The 17343-nt window shown below is 38.8% G+C and carries 18 protein-coding genes; all 18 read right to left on the reverse strand.

What is annotated here, in order from left to right; genetic code table 11:
- Positions 1-266: 266 nt before the first annotated feature.
- Positions 267-1508: a serine hydroxymethyltransferase gene (gene glyA, locus ACFVT8_RS19335; RefSeq protein ID WP_387083881.1), complete on the reverse strand. Its 1242-nt coding sequence runs from the start codon at positions 1506-1508 to the stop codon at positions 267-269.
- Positions 1509-1568: 60 nt separating this feature from the next.
- Entirely contained in the window at positions 1569-2111 is a 543-nt protein-coding gene (locus ACFVT8_RS19340) for a TIGR01440 family protein (RefSeq protein WP_387083883.1), read from the reverse strand.
- Positions 2112-2188: 77 nt separating this feature from the next.
- On the reverse strand, positions 2189-2626 hold the full coding sequence (gene rpiB / locus ACFVT8_RS19345; RefSeq protein ID WP_387083885.1) for a ribose 5-phosphate isomerase B: 438 nt from the start codon (positions 2624-2626) through the stop codon (positions 2189-2191).
- A gap of 320 nt (positions 2627-2946) precedes the next feature.
- Complete coding sequence (locus ACFVT8_RS19350) at positions 2947-3111, reverse strand: hypothetical protein (protein WP_387083887.1); 165 nt, start codon at positions 3109-3111, stop codon at positions 2947-2949.
- Between the two features lie 75 nt (positions 3112-3186).
- Entirely contained in the window at positions 3187-4470 is a 1284-nt protein-coding gene (locus ACFVT8_RS19355; protein ID WP_387083889.1) for a methyl-accepting chemotaxis protein, read from the reverse strand.
- Between the two features lie 8 nt (positions 4471-4478).
- Positions 4479-4919, reverse strand: a complete 441-nt coding sequence (locus ACFVT8_RS19360) for a low molecular weight protein arginine phosphatase (protein ID WP_387083891.1) — start codon at positions 4917-4919, stop codon at positions 4479-4481.
- Positions 4920-4944: 25 nt separating this feature from the next.
- Positions 4945-5442 carry a manganese efflux pump MntP gene (locus tag ACFVT8_RS19365; RefSeq protein WP_387083893.1) on the reverse strand — a complete coding sequence of 166 codons (498 nt, stop codon included), beginning with the start codon at positions 5440-5442 and terminating at the stop codon, positions 4945-4947.
- Positions 5443-5671: 229 nt separating this feature from the next.
- Positions 5672-6706: an L-threonylcarbamoyladenylate synthase gene (locus ACFVT8_RS19370; protein WP_387083895.1), complete on the reverse strand. Its 1035-nt coding sequence runs from the start codon at positions 6704-6706 to the stop codon at positions 5672-5674.
- A 101-nt stretch (positions 6707-6807) separates the two neighbouring features.
- A complete protein-coding gene (locus ACFVT8_RS19375) occupies positions 6808-7419 on the reverse strand; it encodes a stage II sporulation protein R (protein WP_387083897.1) in 612 nt (203 codons plus the stop codon).
- A gap of 44 nt (positions 7420-7463) precedes the next feature.
- The gene (gene prmC / locus ACFVT8_RS19380) at positions 7464-8324 is read right to left on the reverse strand and encodes a peptide chain release factor N(5)-glutamine methyltransferase (RefSeq protein WP_387083899.1); all 861 of its coding nucleotides are present in this window, start codon (positions 8322-8324) and stop codon (positions 7464-7466) included.
- The gene (gene prfA / locus ACFVT8_RS19385; RefSeq protein WP_387083901.1) at positions 8311-9387 is read right to left on the reverse strand and encodes a peptide chain release factor 1; all 1077 of its coding nucleotides are present in this window, start codon (positions 9385-9387) and stop codon (positions 8311-8313) included. Before prfA ends, prmC begins: the two co-directional genes overlap by 14 nt.
- Positions 9388-9571: 184 nt before the next feature.
- Complete coding sequence (locus tag ACFVT8_RS19390) at positions 9572-10144, reverse strand: thymidine kinase (RefSeq protein WP_049668006.1); 573 nt, start codon at positions 10142-10144, stop codon at positions 9572-9574.
- A gap of 505 nt (positions 10145-10649) precedes the next feature.
- On the reverse strand, positions 10650-10853 hold the full coding sequence (rpmE, locus tag ACFVT8_RS19395) for a 50S ribosomal protein L31 (RefSeq protein ID WP_053484459.1): 204 nt from the start codon (positions 10851-10853) through the stop codon (positions 10650-10652).
- A 361-nt stretch (positions 10854-11214) separates the two neighbouring features.
- Positions 11215-12498: a transcription termination factor Rho gene (gene rho / locus ACFVT8_RS19400; protein ID WP_337991643.1), complete on the reverse strand. Its 1284-nt coding sequence runs from the start codon at positions 12496-12498 to the stop codon at positions 11215-11217.
- Positions 12499-12778: 280 nt separating this feature from the next.
- The gene (gene glpX / locus ACFVT8_RS19405) at positions 12779-13735 is read right to left on the reverse strand and encodes a class II fructose-bisphosphatase (RefSeq protein ID WP_100546229.1); all 957 of its coding nucleotides are present in this window, start codon (positions 13733-13735) and stop codon (positions 12779-12781) included.
- Between the two features lie 95 nt (positions 13736-13830).
- Positions 13831-15117 carry a UDP-N-acetylglucosamine 1-carboxyvinyltransferase gene (locus ACFVT8_RS19410; RefSeq protein ID WP_387083905.1) on the reverse strand — a complete coding sequence of 429 codons (1287 nt, stop codon included), beginning with the start codon at positions 15115-15117 and terminating at the stop codon, positions 13831-13833.
- Between the two features lie 63 nt (positions 15118-15180).
- A complete protein-coding gene (fsa, locus tag ACFVT8_RS19415) occupies positions 15181-15831 on the reverse strand; it encodes a fructose-6-phosphate aldolase (protein ID WP_387083907.1) in 651 nt (216 codons plus the stop codon).
- Between the two features lie 225 nt (positions 15832-16056).
- Complete coding sequence (locus ACFVT8_RS19420) at positions 16057-16911, reverse strand: class II fructose-bisphosphate aldolase (protein ID WP_387083909.1); 855 nt, start codon at positions 16909-16911, stop codon at positions 16057-16059.
- Positions 16912-17343 lie beyond the last annotated feature (432 nt).

Genomic DNA, 17343 nt, shown 5'->3' on the forward strand with positions numbered 1-17343 from the left:
TACATAAAAATTCAGTAAATTGTCACTTTTATAAAAAATATTCTTCACAAAAGGGACATTATTTGTCTCACTCTACGGTTATATATCCTTTTATACTAAGTTTATGTAAATAAATTCAAAAATAGTAGTATCTTACTTCTGTTTTAACAAAAAAATAGCTCATCGGTGACGCTGATGCCAGCCTTTACTGTAATCACTTTTAACTAATAAAAAAAGCTGTGGTTAAAGTGATGGAGTCCACTTTTACCACAGCTTTATCTATTAAATTATGCGTATAATGGATGTTTGTCAGTTAAAGCTTTGACGCGAGCTTTTGCTTCCGATTTAACTGCTTCATCTTCTGGGTTTTTAAGAACCGCAGCAATAATTGAACCTACTTCTTTCATGTCCTCTTCTTTAAAGCCACGAGATGTCACAGCTGGTGTACCAATGCGGATACCAGAAGTTACGAATGGAGATTCTGTATCGTAAGGAATTGTATTTTTATTTGTTGTAATGCCTACTTCATCAAGTGCGTGCTCTGCTACTTTTCCTGTTAAGCCAAGAGATTTCACATTAAGAAGTAACAAGTGGTTATCCGTACCACCAGATACAATTTCAACACCTTCTGCAATTAATACTTCTGCTAAAGCTTTAGCATTAGCTTTAATTTGTTTTGCATACTCTTTGAATTCTGGCTGTAATGCTTCACCGAATGCTACTGCTTTTGCAGCGATCACGTGCATTAATGGTCCACCTTGGATACCTGGGAATACAGATTTGTTAAGCTTTTGCTCCCATTCTTTCGAAGCTAGGATTAAACCACCACGTGGGCCACGTAATGTTTTATGTGTTGTAGATGTTACAAAATCAGCGTATGGCACTGGTGATTGGTGCTCACCCGTAGCTACAAGACCAGCGATATGTGCCATATCCACCATGAAATATGCTCCTACTTCATCAGCGATTTCACGGAATTTAGCAAAATCGATTTCACGTGGGTATGCAGATGCTCCTGCAACAATTAGTTTTGGCTTATGCTCTAATGCTTTTTGACGTACATCTTCATAATCGATTACTTGAGTATCTTTTGTTACGCCATATTCAACGAAGTTATATAGAATACCTGAGAAGTTTACAGGAGATCCGTGTGTTAAGTGACCGCCATGAGATAAATTCATCCCAAGTACTGTATCACCTGGTTCTAAAATTGTGTGGTATACAGCCATGTTTGCTTGTGCACCAGAGTGTGGTTGTACGTTTGCATATTCTGCACCAAAGATTTCTTTCACACGATCACGTGCGATATCTTCCACAACATCTACGTGTTCACAACCGCCATAGTAGCGTTTACCTGGATAACCTTCAGCATATTTATTTGTTAGAACAGAACCTTGTGCTTCCATTACTGCTTCAGATACAAAGTTTTCTGATGCGATTAACTCAATATTTGCTTGTTGGCGTTTTTTTTCCGCAAGAATTCCGTCTAATACTGCTTTGTCTTGTACTGCTAATTTTTCGTATGCCATGTTTGAAAAAGCCTCCTAAGTATAATCGTTATTTGTATACCACTGATTTCAGAGGTAATTTTATTTATATACGGCACGCTCTCCGCCAATCAGCTTCGGACGTGTTGTTGCAATTGTTACAATCGCTTCTCCTACCATTCGCACAGAAGTACGAACTGGAACAGCTACTGCCTTTAAATGCATACCTATGAGTGTTTGACCAATGTCAATACCTGCATGTGCTTGCACAGCTTCCACAACAACTGGATTTGTAAATTGCGTAAACGCATAAGCGGACATCGAGCCACCTGCTGTACGAACTGGTACAACTGCTACTGGTTCATAACCAAATTGTTCTGCCGTTGTTGCTTCCATTGTAATAGCACGATTAATATGCTCACACCCTTGGAACGCTAGATGTAGTTGATGTTTCTTTGCAAATGCCTGCAACGGCTCAAAAATTGCTTCTCCAATTTCAAGCGCGCCTGCTGTGCCAATTTTCTGACCAATCACTTCAGATGTCGAGCAGCCTACGACAAAAACAGTATTTGGTCGTAGGGTTACCTGCTCTTCAAATTCACTGAGTAACTGAGTCAAATGTGTTCGTATTTGTTGTACAACCACTATGCTCAGCCCCTTATTTCTAAATTATTTATGTCACACTAAATCAGGACATATGTCAGCAAACTTAATTGCTTTTCTTATTGCTCAAGCTCAGAGATTTTTTCAATGCGGCGCGTATGTCGACCACCTTCAAAATCTGTTTCAAGCCATACTTTAGCGATTTCACGTGCAAGGCCTGGCCCAATAACACGCTCACCCATCGCTAAAACATTTGAATCGTTGTGGCAACGCGTTGCTTTCGCGCTGAATAAATCATGCACTAAGGCACAACGAATTCCCTTAATTTTATTTGCAGCAATGGACATCCCAATGCCTGTACCACAAATTAAAATACCTTTATCAAATTCCCCGCTAGCAACACCTTCAGTAACTGGTTTTGCATAATCAGGATAGTCTACTGAATCCGCAGATTGTGGACCAAAATCTTCGTAGCTAATATGTAGCTCATCTAACAGCTGCATAATCTCACGACGTAAGTTATTGCCTCCGTGATCAGAAGAAATTGCTATTCTCACTGGGTTCCCTCTTTTCGAAATTATAGTCAACACTAGTGTACCACTTCTATCTCAAGAATAACATGATTTTTCTTGCATTTTTATGCTGATTTCTCCTAAAAGACGAACAATTCTTGTAAACTAGCATAAAAACATTCACTTTTATATTCATTTTTCTGTGGATAATGTGAATATCATGTTGATAAATTCGGATAATGGTTATTTGTTGTAATATTCTATCTTCTAAAGTTTTTTTACCTTTTCAATTACAGTGGACATACTATATCAATATTTTTTCTATGTATTGTCAATGGTTGCTGCTGTTGAGGGATTCTTTGCCCTTATGCGAGTGTGACCTGTAGCTCTTTTTTAAGTTGATTTTTTCTCTCCATCCGTCGCTCTGAAGGCGGGCTTTCCGTCACTCCTGCTCTTCTTTCCGTCGATTTCTTCTCTCTATCCGTCGCTTCGTCTGGTTCTTCAGTCGTTGTCGCTATTCTTTCCTTCACTGTACTTAATACAATATGAAAAAAACTGTAGCATACTCGATACCCACCCGAGCTTGCTACAGTTTAAAATCATATTTATGCTTGTCTATCAAATTGTTGAATCATTTTATGCAGTTCTTCTGATTGTACCTTTAAGCCTTCTGCTAGTTTTTCTACTTGCTCAATGGCGTATGCTTGTTCTTCTGTTGCGCTGCGGACTTCCTGTGCGCCTGCAGATGTTTCTTGAGCAATGGCTGCAACTTCTTGAGATTGACGAGCAGTTGTTTCAATATTATGCATTTGCTGTTCAATTAGTGAAGAAATTTCCACAATTGATGTTGCCATTTCGTGTACACTCGTAGACATTCCTTCTACCGCTGTCGTAGTTTCTGATACACGTGCAGCTTCTTTTGTCGCAAATGTCACCTGATGATTCATTTGTTTTACAACAATCTCAACATTTTGTTGCATGGATTGAACAAGGGAAGTAATGCCTTGTACCGCCTTCGCACTTTCATCAGCTAAACTACGAACTTCTTCAGCTACGACAGCAAAGCCTTTTCCATGCTCTCCAGCACGCGCTGCCTCAATCGAAGCGTTTAAAGCTAGTAAATTTGTTTGCGCTGCAATATCACCAACTAAGCTAATGATACGCTCTACCTGTCCAGCGTTTTCCTCTAATAGGCGAATGCTTTCTAATGCCTCATTATTGCCAGCCGCAATTTGTTGAATACTATTCACTAACGTTTCAATCGCATTTGTCGTTGTCGTTAAATTATGTAAAATCTCTTTGGATTGTGATGCAGATGCCTCTGCTCTACTATTGACTTCTGTTGCGAGAGCTCGTACATCTTCAATAGCTTCAGCTGTATCTTGTACTGCTGTAGCAGACGTCTCTGCTCCTGTAGAAATATGTTTTACTGTAGAGGCAATATTCTCTGCTTTTTTTGTTGCAATTGCGGCTTCATCAGATAGTTGAATTATCGATTGATTTGTTTGTTGGAAGTTAAGATCTATACTTTCAACCATCTGTCGTAAATTTAATACCATTTGTTGAAATGCCTCTGCCACAGAACGAATCTCGTCACTTGTTTTCGGCATTTCTACATCCTGACCAATTTTCCCTTGTGCTACACGGGAAGCTGAATTTTCAAGCTTTTGTAAAGGTTTAATTAAGATTACGCTGAAAACTGCAGCCAAAATACCTGACCACGCAATCCCTGACACGTAAGTGAAAATTTCAAACAGTTTACGATTAGTCTCCGGGAAGAAGGTAGGTTGTAAATATTCGATGAAAATAAAACTAATACTGTACGTGATTAGTGCAAGTATACTGACAAATAATACTAGTTTAAGTCGTAAGCCAAACTGTTTTTTCATAGCGACCCTCAATTCTCTTCAAGTTTTTTTACTAGTCGTTCTACCAATTCCGTTAATTCTGCAAATGTTACTTTATAGATTTCTTTACTACCTCCGTAAGGATCTACAACATTTCCTACGCTACCTTCATTTGTATATTCCTTTAAAGTAAAAACTTTTTGTTCCGCATTTGGATAATGAGAGATGATTGTATCTTTATGAGCTGTTGTCATTGTTAAAATTAAATCAGCCCACTCCATTTCAATCATAGATAATTGTGTTGCTAAATGCTGATGCGTCATGTTTTCTTCATATAATACTTGTTGTGCATGTGCAGACATTTCCGCGTTTGGCATGGCATAAATGCCCGCTGAACGGACCTCTACATTGTCAAGTTGTTTATGTTTTAAAATAACCTCTGCCATTGGACTGCGACAAGTATTCCCAGTGCAAACAAATAGTATTTTCATACTTATCACCCTCCACTAATTTTTTCTATTGTCGGATAGCTAGTACACTCATAATGATAAAAAAAATCCCTGTAATTATTTGAAACTTATTACCAAGTAAGACCTGACTTCTTCTTGCAATGACTAATGACCCATATGAGCAAATAAGCGCACTTACACCTGCACTTATAATAAATACTGTTTTCTCTAAGTGTAGCATACCAAAAGAAACACTTACTGAAAAGGTATCTAGGCTTGCAGTCACAGCTAAAAGTATTGGTGAAATTGTAACCTTTTCATCTTTTCGCGAAAATAATAGTAAATGTAGGCCTATGCAAAATAATAAAATACCTGAGATTTTTTGTCCCCACTCTAAGAAGAAATGCACTAAAAAGTGTCCTAATTCGAAACCTAATAACGGGAAAAGCATATGCAAAGCAGCTGTCCATACTGACAAAAAAAATCGATATTTAACATTTGGTATCAATACATATAAACCAATCACATCTATAGACGTTATTATACCTGCAAGAACTCCCTGCAAGAAAGCACTCCTTCACTCTCTAATATTTTATCATTTTATGCTCGAAAAAACAGTATTATCATAATACAATTTCCTTACAAAGAGGTGTTAAAAGTCACTCTAACAACGCTTTCCACAACCAAAAATTAACTGTCCAAATATGCCCGATTGGTGAAGCCGAAGAAACCCATAAAAAATAGCATGCCAGCAAGATCTTCTAGCATACCATTTTTATTTATAAATATTTAATTTACGGGGTATACCATTTTCCTCCAGCTGCTTTCTCAAGTCGATTCATAATAGCAGCTCCTACCCCTTCAGTCGATGTAGTCGTCGCTAAGATAATTGTAGCTGTTGTTTTATCGCAAGCTCTTAGGGCATGGTACAATGTCGCACCCATTTCTTCTTTACTACCAGCTTCTCCTACTGATAAATAAAAATCAGCATTACTGTCAATAAAGCTTGCTGGTGCAAGTAACGCTACTTTATGTCCTTGTTTTTGTAATTGATATACAGCCTCATGGACTTTCTTCAAATCACATTCAATTAATAGTACAGGTGCATTAGGAGCATAGTGTGTATATTTCATACCAGGGGCTTTTGGTGTAGCCTCTAACTTTTGCTCTATTTTTGAAGGTTGAAGTACTTGACCAATCTTAGCCTCTAGCATTTCCTTCGTAATTCCACCTGGGCGCAAAATTACTGGCGGTTCGTGTGTTACATCTAACACTGTGGATTCGAGTCCAATCCCAGTAGAACCTCCATCTAAAATATAAGGTATGTACCCTCCCAAATCATCCTGAACATGTATTGCTTCTGTAGGACTTGGCTTCCCACTACGATTAGCACTCGGCGCAGCAAGTGGCTTTTTTAATTGTTGTAGTAAGGCGAGCGCAACTGGATGATCTGGCATACGAATGCCGACAGTCGTTAGACCAGCTGTCACACTGCTTGCTAGCACATTTGGTTTTACAGGCATGACAAGTGTTAGTGGACCTGGCCAAAATAAATCCATGCATTTTTTGGCTACTTCTGAAATATGCTCTATATAGAGTTCAACTTCCTCTTTCGTGCCAATGTGAACAATTAGCGGATTGTCTGAAGGACGACCTTTTGCTTCAAATATCTTTTTAACAGCTGTATCATTTGTTGCAACAGCTCCTAGGCCATAAACCGTTTCTGTCGGAAATGCCACGACCTCACCTGCATTTAAGATATCCACAGCCTGTGTATAATTTATCTGACTATTCACATTACTGTCCACAATCTTGCAAACGGTTTCCATAATTAAAACCTTCCTTCAATTATTCGTTTTTACTAAATTATCCACATAATGTTTATAACTTATTAAAAATTGTGTATAAGTTATCTGAATTCGTGAACAATTCACTCAAAAAATCCTTTAATCCATTCCCAAATAAAAAATGTAACGTGTTCCTTCTCTTCTTTCACTTCTTCTTTCACTTCTTCTTTCGCTTCTGCTTTATCGGGCTCACAAATTGATGGGAATATGCTACACCACCAGTTATCACCACGTGCATCCCCGATTTTCACGACAATTGAATGATACAAATTTTGTGGATAAAGTACAGCGTTATGTCGCTTTGGTGGAAATAAGTTATCCCCAAGTACAACTTGTGTATCCAGTTGTGGATAATTTACTTTTATTTCCGCTTCAATTTCTTGTTTTAATGAAAGCATTTGCTCGTTATCCATAGTTTTAGCTCCAGCAGTAGCGACTACTTGCTTAAAATACGGCTTTAAATTTTCGACAAGTTGCTCTTTTTCAAGCTGATCCTTTGTCGTGTTGCTATTGGCAATAACTCGTATACGAAAATCATTTTCTTGTTCATAATTACTAGCTTCTTTCGCAAAACCCACTAATGATGGAATATATAAAATACATAATTGTAAAGCAATCGCAATTAATACTAATCTTGCAAAAGCTAGTAAAATATTTTGTTTAGGCAATCTAATAATCTTGTATTCGTTTAACATAAAAATCCCTCCTTGCTCAACATTGTGGGCAAGAAGTAGATAGTTTATACATGAATTTCACAAAAAATCATTCGAGGCTTACCATTTATATCTTTTTCTATTGAAATTGTGGCCTGCGGAAAACTATTTTTAAAGAATTGAGCTACCTGCTCCCCTTGTGTATAGCCAATTTCAAGACCTATGAGGGCGGGTTTATTCATCATGTGCGGAAGCTGCTCAGCTAATTTTCTATATAAAATAAGCCCGTCTTCTTCTGCAAAAAGAGCACTATGTGGTTCATGCTCCAGCACAGTACTTGACATCTCTTTCGCTTCATCAAAAGCAATATACGGTGGATTAGATAAAACGATATCAAATTTCTCACCTGCCAGAGGCTTCGCTAAGTCCCCTAGTCTAAAGTCAATATCCGCTGCTAGCCTTTGTGCATTTTTTTGTGCTGTAGTTAATGCAGCTTCGGATAAATCAGTGGCTACGACCTTTAACTCTGGACATTCTAGCTTCATAGAAATAGCAATTGCGCCACTACCCGTACCGATATCTGCAAACTTCAATTCTTGATGATTAAATATTTTGTTCATGCGATTGATTGTTCCTAGCACCAATTCCTCGGTCTCAGGTCTAGGAATAAGTACTGACTCATCGACAATAAATGAGCGACCATAAAATTCTTCACTACCGACGCAATACTGTACTGGTCGTCCACTCGCATGCTCTTCGATGAGCTCTTTAAATTTTTCTTTTTGTTCAGCTGTTAATACATCTTGAAGGTGTAGCATTACTTCTGAATAGCTAGTGCCAAGTATATGCTGCATGACAATACGTGCCGCTGTTTCCTCACGACCATTATCCACTAAAAAAGAAGAAGCCCATTGAAGGGCCTCCATTACATTATTATAGGTCATCATTTAATCGCTCTAACTTCGATGCTTGCTCTTCTAAAATGAGCGTATCAATGATTTCGTCTAGTCTACCTTCGACGATTTGATCTAGTTTTTGAATCGTTAAACCAATACGGTGGTCTGTTACTCGGTTTTGTGGATAATTGTATGTGCGAATACGCTCAGAGCGATCGCCTGAACCTACAGCTGATTTACGTGTAGCATCAATTTCCTTTTGTGCTTCTTGCAAATACATATCAGCAACACGAGCACGCAGAATTTTCATTGCCTTTTCACGGTTTTTAATTTGTGATCGTTCGTCCTGCATCGATACAACAACACCTGTCGGTAAGTGGGTCATACGCACAGCTGACATCGTTGTATTTACCGATTGACCACCGGCACCAGAAGATGCGAATGTATCCACTCGGATATCTTTCTCATGGATATCCACATCTACTTCTTCAACTTCAGGTAAGCAAGCTACTGTCGCTGTCGATGTATGAATACGCCCTTGAGATTCTGTTGCAGGTACACGTTGTACACGGTGTGCGCCATTTTCAAATTTAAATTTTGAATATGCACCTTGACCGTTAATCATAAAAATAACTTCTTTATAGCCGCCCATTGCGTTCGGCGTCGCTTCCATTACGTCAATTTTCCAGCCTTGTGTCTCAGCATAACGAGAATACATACGGAACAAATCTCCTGCGAAAATATTCGCCTCGTCTCCACCAGCTGCTCCGCGAATCTCCATAATAACGTTTTTATTATCATTAGGATCTTTCGGAATTAATAAAATGCGTAAACGTTCTTCCAACTCTTCTTGCTGATCTTTAAGTAAATTGAATTCTTCTTTTACCATCTCGTGCATATCAGGATCTTTTTCACTATCTAGCATTTCACGCGTATCCGCTAATTGCTCTTTTACATTTTTATATTCACGATAAGCTTCTACAGTTTCTTGGATATCTGATTGCTCTTTGGAATATTCGCGTAATTTTTTACTATCATTCACAATATCAGGATCACTTAAAAGCTCCGTTAGTCTTTCGTAACGATCCTCCACTGCTTGTAATCGATCGAACATGGATTTCACCTCTATTAAGTTTTTATGAAGTTTGCTCTTTTGTGACTGCAGAGAAACTTTAAATTAGAATTACGCTAAGCGCGTAAGAGTATTTTTGAACATTTTTCATTTCCACTACTTAGTATAAGGAAATTTCCGCATGTATGCTACTTATTCTTAGTTTAAACAACTAAATCAGTTTACATTATAGCGGTGGATGCGCGTGACACTTTCGACAAACCGGATAGTAGGAATCATTCCCGCCAATTTGAATTTGATCACCTGTATAAACAGGCTTTCCACTTTCATCAACACGCAAATTCATTGTCGCTTTTTTATGACAGAACCAGCAAATCGTTTTCATTTCCTCAATTTTATCTGCATATGTAAGCATGTACTGACTGCCTTCAAATAACTCATTTTGGAAATCGTTTTTTAGACCGAAGCCCATGACCGGAATATCTAACTCATCTACGATATATGCTAATTGCAAAACATGCTCTTTTTTTAGAAATTGTACTTCATCAACAAGTACACAATATGGTTTTACAGCATTGTTTTTTACTAGCTCAAAAATATTTGTATCATCATTAACAGGAATAGCTTGTTGACGTAAACCTACTCGACTTGAGATAAAGCCTACTTCATCTCGCGTATCTATGCCTGGTGTAAACATCATTACAGGTTTTTGTTGTTCTTCATAGTTATGCGCAACTTTAAGAATTTCTATGGATTTACCACTATTCATTGCACCGTGTTTAAAATATAGCTGTGCCATTTTGTCTTCTCCCTTTCTTCATGTCGATCTGGATACTGAAAAGACTCGCATCAGGGTTTCTTAACTTCTTTCATCAGAAGTCTCCCACCTCTATAGATGATGAGATGAATACGGATTTAATCTACTTTTCAACGGGTGTCCAAATACCCGCTGAAATAGGGGGACTCAGTCTAAGAACGCCACGTCCTGTGGCAATTTATTTGTGCGAAAGCGAAGCGACAGCAACACGGTTTTATCTGTGCGAAAGCGAAGCGACAGCAACAACACACGACTGAGTGACCAACATCACGTTGGCCCAAAGCCTCCGGCGGATGTCACGGAATCGGAAAGGAGTTCTTAGGAGATGTTAGCCTAAAACCATCGCATCCATGCGATAACGGCTAACTAACCTGCATCGTGCAGGCCTAAGCACAAAGCCGATATCGGACGCAATTATGCCGAGGTAAATTGATTATACTGAAAAAAATACCTGCCAAGCACATGCTTGGCAGGTATTAAACTAACATTAGTTTTTAAGACCGTATTTTTTGTTGAAACGATCCACGCGACCATCAGTAGACGCGAATTTTTGACGGCCAGTATAGAATGGGTGACATTCGTTGCAGAACTCGACAACGATGTTTTCTTTTACTGAACCAGTTTTGAAAGAATTACCGCAAGAGCAAGTTACTGTTGCTTCTTTGTAATCTGGATGAATTCCTTGTTTCATATTCGTTTTCTCCTCTCGCCCTGAACCATCTGGAACAGAGTATTATCGAACTGTACCTTACATAGCCCGAATATGTCGGCTACATATGTACACGTTACATACTTTGCAATGATATCATATCAAATATACTTTTGACAATAGTTTTTAATGTATTAACGATTATTGGTTATTTTATGTGATTTTTCAGGCTTATCACCATAGCGTGGGTCGCTTTCCTAGCCGCTTTCAGCCTTCACTCCAATCAACCTTTATATATAACACATGTTGTTTTAACAATATTATCGTTAGCTTCTAGCCAATTTTAAATATACGAGTATTTAAAAATCACCATCAACTATTACTAGTCAACGGTGATTTATGTTTATAGTAAGCCCTTACCTTTAGTAGCTTTCTTCATATCTTCATTTAACTTTTCAAAGAATTCTTCATTTGATTTTGTCGTACGTAATTTTTTCATGAAACGCTCCGCAAAATCAGGTGCGTCTGAGAATGTTTTACGAATTGCCCATAGCTTTTCAAGTTGCTCTGGTTCAAGAAGAAGCTCTTCCTTACGTGTACCTGAACGGCGGATATCAAGCGCAGGGAAAATACGACGCTCTGCTAATTGGCGATCAAGATGAAGCTCTAAATTACCCGTTCCTTTAAATTCCTCATAAATGACCTCATCCATACGAGATCCAGTATCCACTAAAGCTGTCGCTAAAATTGTTAAGCTACCGCCTTCTTCAATATTACGAGCAGAACCAAAGAATCGTTTTGGTCTATGGAAGGCAGCAGGATCAATACCACCAGAAAGCGTACGACCGCTCGGAGGAATAACTAAGTTATAAGCTCGTGCTAAACGTGTAATTGAGTCCATTAAAATAATAACATCACGCTTATGCTCAACTAAGCGGCGTGCACGTTCTAATACAATTTCTGCAACTTTCACATGATTTTCTGGAACCTCATCGAAAGTCGAGCTCACTACATCTGCATTCACAGAACGTTCAATATCAGTTACTTCCTCAGGGCGTTCGTCAATAAGTAATACAATTAACTCCGCATCTGGATAATTTGTTGTAATAGCATTCGCAATTTCTTTTAATAATGAAGTTTTCCCTGCCTTTGGTGGTGCAACGATCAATCCACGCTGCCCAAAGCCTACAGGTGCCACTAAATCCATAATACGAGTCGATAAATTGCGTTGTGTTGTTTCAAGTTTAATTTGTCGGTCAGGATATAAAGGCGTTAATGCAGGGAAATGCACACGTTCCTTTGCTACCTCTGGGTCTTCACCGTTAACAGCATCTACCTGTAGTAGTCCGTAATAACGTTCGTTTTCTTTAGGTGGACGTACTTTACCAGATACCTTGTCCCCATTTCGTAGGTCAAAGCGACGAATTTGAGAAGCAGAAATATAAATATCCTCTTTACTTGGTGAGTAGTTAATTGGTCGAAGGAAACCAAAGCCCTCTTGCGAAACAATTTCTAGTACACCTTCCATAAAGAAATAGCCCTCTTGCTCTGAACGCGTTTTCAAAATAGCAAATATTAATTCTTTTTTCGTTAGCTTGCTATAATATGAAATTTTATATTGGCGTGCAAGGGCGTAAAGCTCTTTTAACGTCATGTTTTCTAATTGAGCGATTGTCAATGTAGACATATGCACAACTCCAGTCTTTTTCAAAATATAATTGCCATTTTTGGGGTTATTAAAGAAGTTTTTTTTACGATAGGCTCTGTAATCTTTTCGTACCTGGTAGCATTTTCATTCATAAGTCCTCAGAAATGAAGCAGTTTGAAGCAAAGCGATAGGTACTTTAATTAACTATGCGAAACATAAAGCATAACTAGCCTTATAAAACTATGGGATGGTTGAAAATTTAGAAGAAGGTACCTAGCGCAAAAAGATTGCACTAGGTATATTTTAGAAGAAATTTTTATTAATAGCTAGGTTTTTTATCAAGAGCGTGGCGACCTTCTACAAAACGCACAGTTCCAGATTTAGCTCGCATAACAACTGAATGCGTTAATGCATAGGCTCCCTTATATTGAACGCCTTTTAAAAGCTCACAATCTGTTACTGCAGTCGCTGCAAAAATAGCATCGTCACCTTTAACTAGATCATCTAAATAAAGAACTTTATCTACGTCTACACCCATTTTTTTGCAACGTTCTAACTGTTCCTCGTCTTCTGGCACTAGCTTCGCTTGGAAGTCTCCACCTAGACATTTTAATGCAACAGCTGAAATAACACCCTCTGGAGCACCACCTGTACCAAACATAATATCAATGCCCGTTTCATCAAAAGCAGTATTGATAGCTGCTCCAACGTCGCCGTCTTGAATAAATTTAATACGTGCCCCAGCTTCTCGGATTTCATCAACAATTGCTTGGTGACGTGGTCGGTCTAAAAGTGTAGCTACTACGTCTGAAATATCTTTATTTTTAGCTTTTGCTACCTGTAATAAATTATAAGTAACAGAAGCGTTAATATCTACCTTACCTGCTGCTTCTGGACCTACTGCAATTTTCTCCATGTACATATCAGGTGCGTTTAACAGATTACCTTTATCTGCAATAGCAAGAACTGTCATTGCACCATTTGTACCCTTCGCTACAATATTTGTACCTTCTAATGGGTCAACTGCGATATCTACTTGAGGACCTCCATTACGTAGGCCAAGCTCTTCACCAATATAAAGCATTGGTGCTTCATCCATTTCGCCTTCACCAATCACTACTGTAGCATGCATTGGAATTGTATCGAACATTACGCGCATCGCTGTAGTCGCTGCATCATCTGCCTCAATTTTTAAACCACGACCCATCCATTTCCCGGATGCGATTGCTGCTGCCTCTGTTACTCGTACTACTTCCATCGATAAACTACGTTCCATTGTTTTATTTGCCTCCCGTTATCGGCATATTTCTTCGCCGAAACATTCAAATTACCTCTATTGTAACATAGTTAGTTCAAAATATTTAGCTCTCATTATTCCTGAGTCTCTGCTACGCGTGCCATTATTGTTTCACGTCGAATATCAGCGCCTAAATCACGTAATTTCTCAATAAGTGAGCTATAGCCACGCTCAATATGATAGATATCATGAATTTCTGTTTCACCTTCAGCTAAAAGGCCTGCTAATACTAATGCGGCACCAGCACGAAGGTCTGTAGCTGTTACAGTTGAACCATGTAATTTACTAGGACCTGTAATCATAGCAGTATTTCCTTCAACGCGTGCATTGGCATTCATACGACGAAGTTCATCAATATGCTTAAATCGAGCTGTATAGATTGTATCTGTTACCTTTGAGGAACCAAATGCTTGAGACATTAACACCGAAAGTGGTTGCTGAATATCCGTTGGGAACCCAGGATACACTAATGTTTTAACATCAACGGCTTGCAATGTGGAGAGGTCCGTTTTTGGCACAAAAATACTTTCTTCACCGATTTCAATTTTTACGCCCATTTCACGAAGCTTCGCTGTAATCGCTTCTAAATGCAATGGAATTACATTATCTATTGTAATGCCTTCACCTACAGCGGCAGCCATAATCATAAACGTAGCAGCTTCAATGCGATCTGGAATAATCGTATGCTCCGTACCATGAAGCTCCTCTACGCCTTCAATACGGATGACACTTGTACCCGCACCTTTAATATTAGCGCCCATGTTAGTGAGAAGAGTTGCTACATCAATAATTTCCGGTTCTTTCGCTGCATTTTCGATAACCGTACGTCCCTTCGCGAGGACAGCAGCTAACATAATATTAATTGTTGCGCCAACACTGGCAACGTCTAAATATATTTTTGCGCCAATTAATTCATCAGCACGTAAATAAATTGCTCCATGCTCATTAGTGATTTTCGCACCTAATGCCTCAAAGCCTTTTATATGTTGGTCAATAGGACGTGGCCCTAGGAAGCAGCCTCCTGGTAAACCAATCACAGCTTTTTTAAAGCGACCTAGCATTGCTCCCATTAAGTAATAAGAGGCACGAAGCTTTTTCACGTTGCCGTTTGGTAATGGCAAAGCGATCATATCTGTTGGATCAATTGTCATTATGCCATCCTCAAATGAAACTTCTCCACCAATTTCCTCTAATAAAGCCTTTAACGTCCAAGCATCAGAAATTTCTGGTATCCCTCCAATGATCACTGGAGAGTTCGCCAAAATTGATGCTGGAATTAAGGCGACTGCACTATTTTTTGCACCACTAACTTTTATTGTACCCTGTAGACGATTTTCGCCTGTAATTTTATAAACATCCATTTTGCGTTCTCCCTCATGATTGGAAAGTAATTTTTTCTACTATTGGCTCACTATATAATCTTATTATTCGCCTTTTCTCTTATTCCAATCCGCTAAAAATCCTTCAATTCCTTTTTCCGTTAATGGATGATGGAAAAGTTGCTTTAATACTTTAAAAGGAGTAGTTGCAATATGTGCACCAGCAAGTGCTGCAGCTGTTACATGTTGCGGATGACGAATAGATGCAGCGATAATTTGCGTGTCGATATTATGAATTGTAAAAATATCTGCAATCGTTTCAATTAGTTCTACACCGTTTTGCCCTATATCATCTAGACGACCGATAAATGGTGATACATATGTAGCACCCGCACGAGCTGCCATTAACGCTTGGTTTGCACTGAAGATTAATGTTACGTTCGTTTTAATACCTTTGTCTGCAAAGAAGCGACATGCCTCTAAACCGGCTGGAGTCATTGGCAATTTAACTGTAATATTTGGAGCAATTGCAGCCAATTCTAAGCCTTCTTTAATCATACCTTCCGCATCTAGAGCAATTACTTCCCCACTCACTGAGCCATCTACAAGCTCTGTGATTTCACGAAGTCGATCATGGAAAGAAACATTCTCTTCCTTAGCCACCAATGATGGGTTTGTTGTAACACCTGATAAAATACCCCATGCGTGTGCTTCTTTAATCTCTTCAAAGTTTGCTGTATCAATGAAAAATTTCATAATATTACCTCCTGATCACTGTTTTGGCTCACTTACCATATTTGAAGTTGTTTTTCACATGACATACGTTTAACAAATGTCATCTTCAATTTTTAGTAATGAGCCCTATATTTGAATTTTCGCCAAAATTTTTTTATTTCAAAAACAAGAGAAGGTCGATAAAAGCATCAACACTTCTCTTATTATGTGTATTCATCTGTGCTTTTGTAACATAAGATGCAAAAATTATGCTTTTTGTGCACTACCAAATTCACGGATTTTCCCGATAACTGTTGCTTTAATCGCTTCACGTGCCGGAGCAAGGAATTTACGAGGATCATAAACAACTTTATCATTATCAAGAACTTCACGGATTACTTTTGTAGCAGCAATTTGATTTTCAGTATTAACATTAATTTTTGCTGTACCTAATGAAATTGAACGTTGAATATCTTTTGTTGGAATACCTGTACCACCGTGTAATACTAATGGTAGATCTGCTAATTTCGAGATTTCTTCCATTTCTTTAAAGCCTAAGTTTGGTTCTCCTTTGTAAGGACCATGTACAGAGCCAAGTGCTGGTGCTAAACAGTCGATATCTGTTAGCTCAACCATTTTACGGCATTCCTCTGGATCAGCATACATAATACCACCGATTACGCCATCCTCGTCACCACCTACTGTTCCAAGCTCAGCTTCAACAGAAACACCTTTCGAATGAGCGTATTCAACTACTTTTGAAGTAGTCGCCACATTTTCCTCGAATGGATGATGAGATGCATCAATCATAACGGAAGTAAAGCCTGCATCAATTGCTTCTTTACATTTTTCAAAGCTTGAACCATGGTCAAGATGGATAGCTACAGGTACTGTAGTGCCATAAGACTCCATTAAACCTTTTACCATGTGTACAACGGAGATGAATCCGCCCATATATTTACCTGCGCCTTCAGAAACGCCTAGAATCACTGGAGATTTTTCTTCTTCTGCTGCTTGTAAAATTGCTTGAGTCCACTCAAGGTTGTTGATGTTGAACTGACCAACCGCATAACCTTCTGCTTTTGCTTTAATTAACATCTCTTTCATAGATACTAATGCCATACTAAAAATCCTCCTCTTAGGACTATTCTTTTTACATAGATATGCTATTTAATCATAGCAAAAACAAAGTAACCTGAAAAGCATTTCAGGTTACTTTGTTTTCTGCACGAAAGCGAAGTGCAACGAAGCGGCAGTGCCAACCGCAGTGTAGTGCAACGCAACGAAGGTTTCAGCCCCTGAAAAGCAGGGGCTGTTATTTTCTACACGAAAGCGGAGTGAAACGTAGCGGCAGTGTCAACCGAAGTGCAGTGAAACGGAACGAAGGTTACGCGAAAGCGAAGTGCAACGTAGCGACAGCGTCTTGTTTTCTGCACGAAAGCGAAGTGCAACGTAGCAGCAGTGCCAACCGCAGTGTAGTGCAACGCAACGAAGGTTTCAGCCCCTGAAAAGCAGGGGCTGTTATTTTCTACACGAAAGCGGAGTGAAACGTAG

This window comes from Lysinibacillus sp. NPDC058147 (assembly GCF_042884205.1).
GTDB lineage: Bacteria > Bacillota > Bacilli > Bacillales_A > Planococcaceae > Lysinibacillus.

What these genes read in the sequence shown, in the direction of transcription:
- glyA (WP_387083881.1), bottom strand. Translation starts at nt 1,508, where the DNA reads ATGGCATACGAAAAATTAGCAGTACAAGACAAAGCAGTATTAGACGGA.
- ACFVT8_RS19355 (WP_387083889.1), bottom strand. Translation starts at nt 4,470, where the DNA reads ATGAAAAAACAGTTTGGCTTACGACTTAAACTAGTATTATTTGTCAGT.
- ACFVT8_RS19360 (WP_387083891.1), bottom strand. Translation starts at nt 4,919, where the DNA reads ATGAAAATACTATTTGTTTGCACTGGGAATACTTGTCGCAGTCCAATG.
- ACFVT8_RS19370 (WP_387083895.1), bottom strand. Translation starts at nt 6,706, where the DNA reads ATGGAAACCGTTTGCAAGATTGTGGACAGTAATGTGAATAGTCAGATA.
- ACFVT8_RS19375 (WP_387083897.1), bottom strand. Translation starts at nt 7,419, where the DNA reads ATGTTAAACGAATACAAGATTATTAGATTGCCTAAACAAAATATTTTA.
- prmC (WP_387083899.1), bottom strand. Translation starts at nt 8,324, where the DNA reads ATGATGACCTATAATAATGTAATGGAGGCCCTTCAATGGGCTTCTTCT.
- prfA (WP_387083901.1), bottom strand. Translation starts at nt 9,387, where the DNA reads ATGTTCGATCGATTACAAGCAGTGGAGGATCGTTACGAAAGACTAACG.
- ACFVT8_RS19390 (WP_049668006.1), bottom strand. Translation starts at nt 10,144, where the DNA reads ATGGCACAGCTATATTTTAAACACGGTGCAATGAATAGTGGTAAATCC.
- rpmE (WP_053484459.1), bottom strand. Translation starts at nt 10,853, where the DNA reads ATGAAACAAGGAATTCATCCAGATTACAAAGAAGCAACAGTAACTTGC.
- rho (WP_337991643.1), bottom strand. Translation starts at nt 12,498, where the DNA reads ATGTCTACATTGACAATCGCTCAATTAGAAAACATGACGTTAAAAGAG.
- glpX (WP_100546229.1), bottom strand. Translation starts at nt 13,735, where the DNA reads ATGGAACGTAGTTTATCGATGGAAGTAGTACGAGTAACAGAGGCAGCA.
- ACFVT8_RS19410 (WP_387083905.1), bottom strand. Translation starts at nt 15,117, where the DNA reads ATGGATGTTTATAAAATTACAGGCGAAAATCGTCTACAGGGTACAATA.
- fsa (WP_387083907.1), bottom strand. Translation starts at nt 15,831, where the DNA reads ATGAAATTTTTCATTGATACAGCAAACTTTGAAGAGATTAAAGAAGCA.
- ACFVT8_RS19420 (WP_387083909.1), bottom strand. Translation starts at nt 16,911, where the DNA reads ATGGCATTAGTATCTATGAAAGAGATGTTAATTAAAGCAAAAGCAGAA.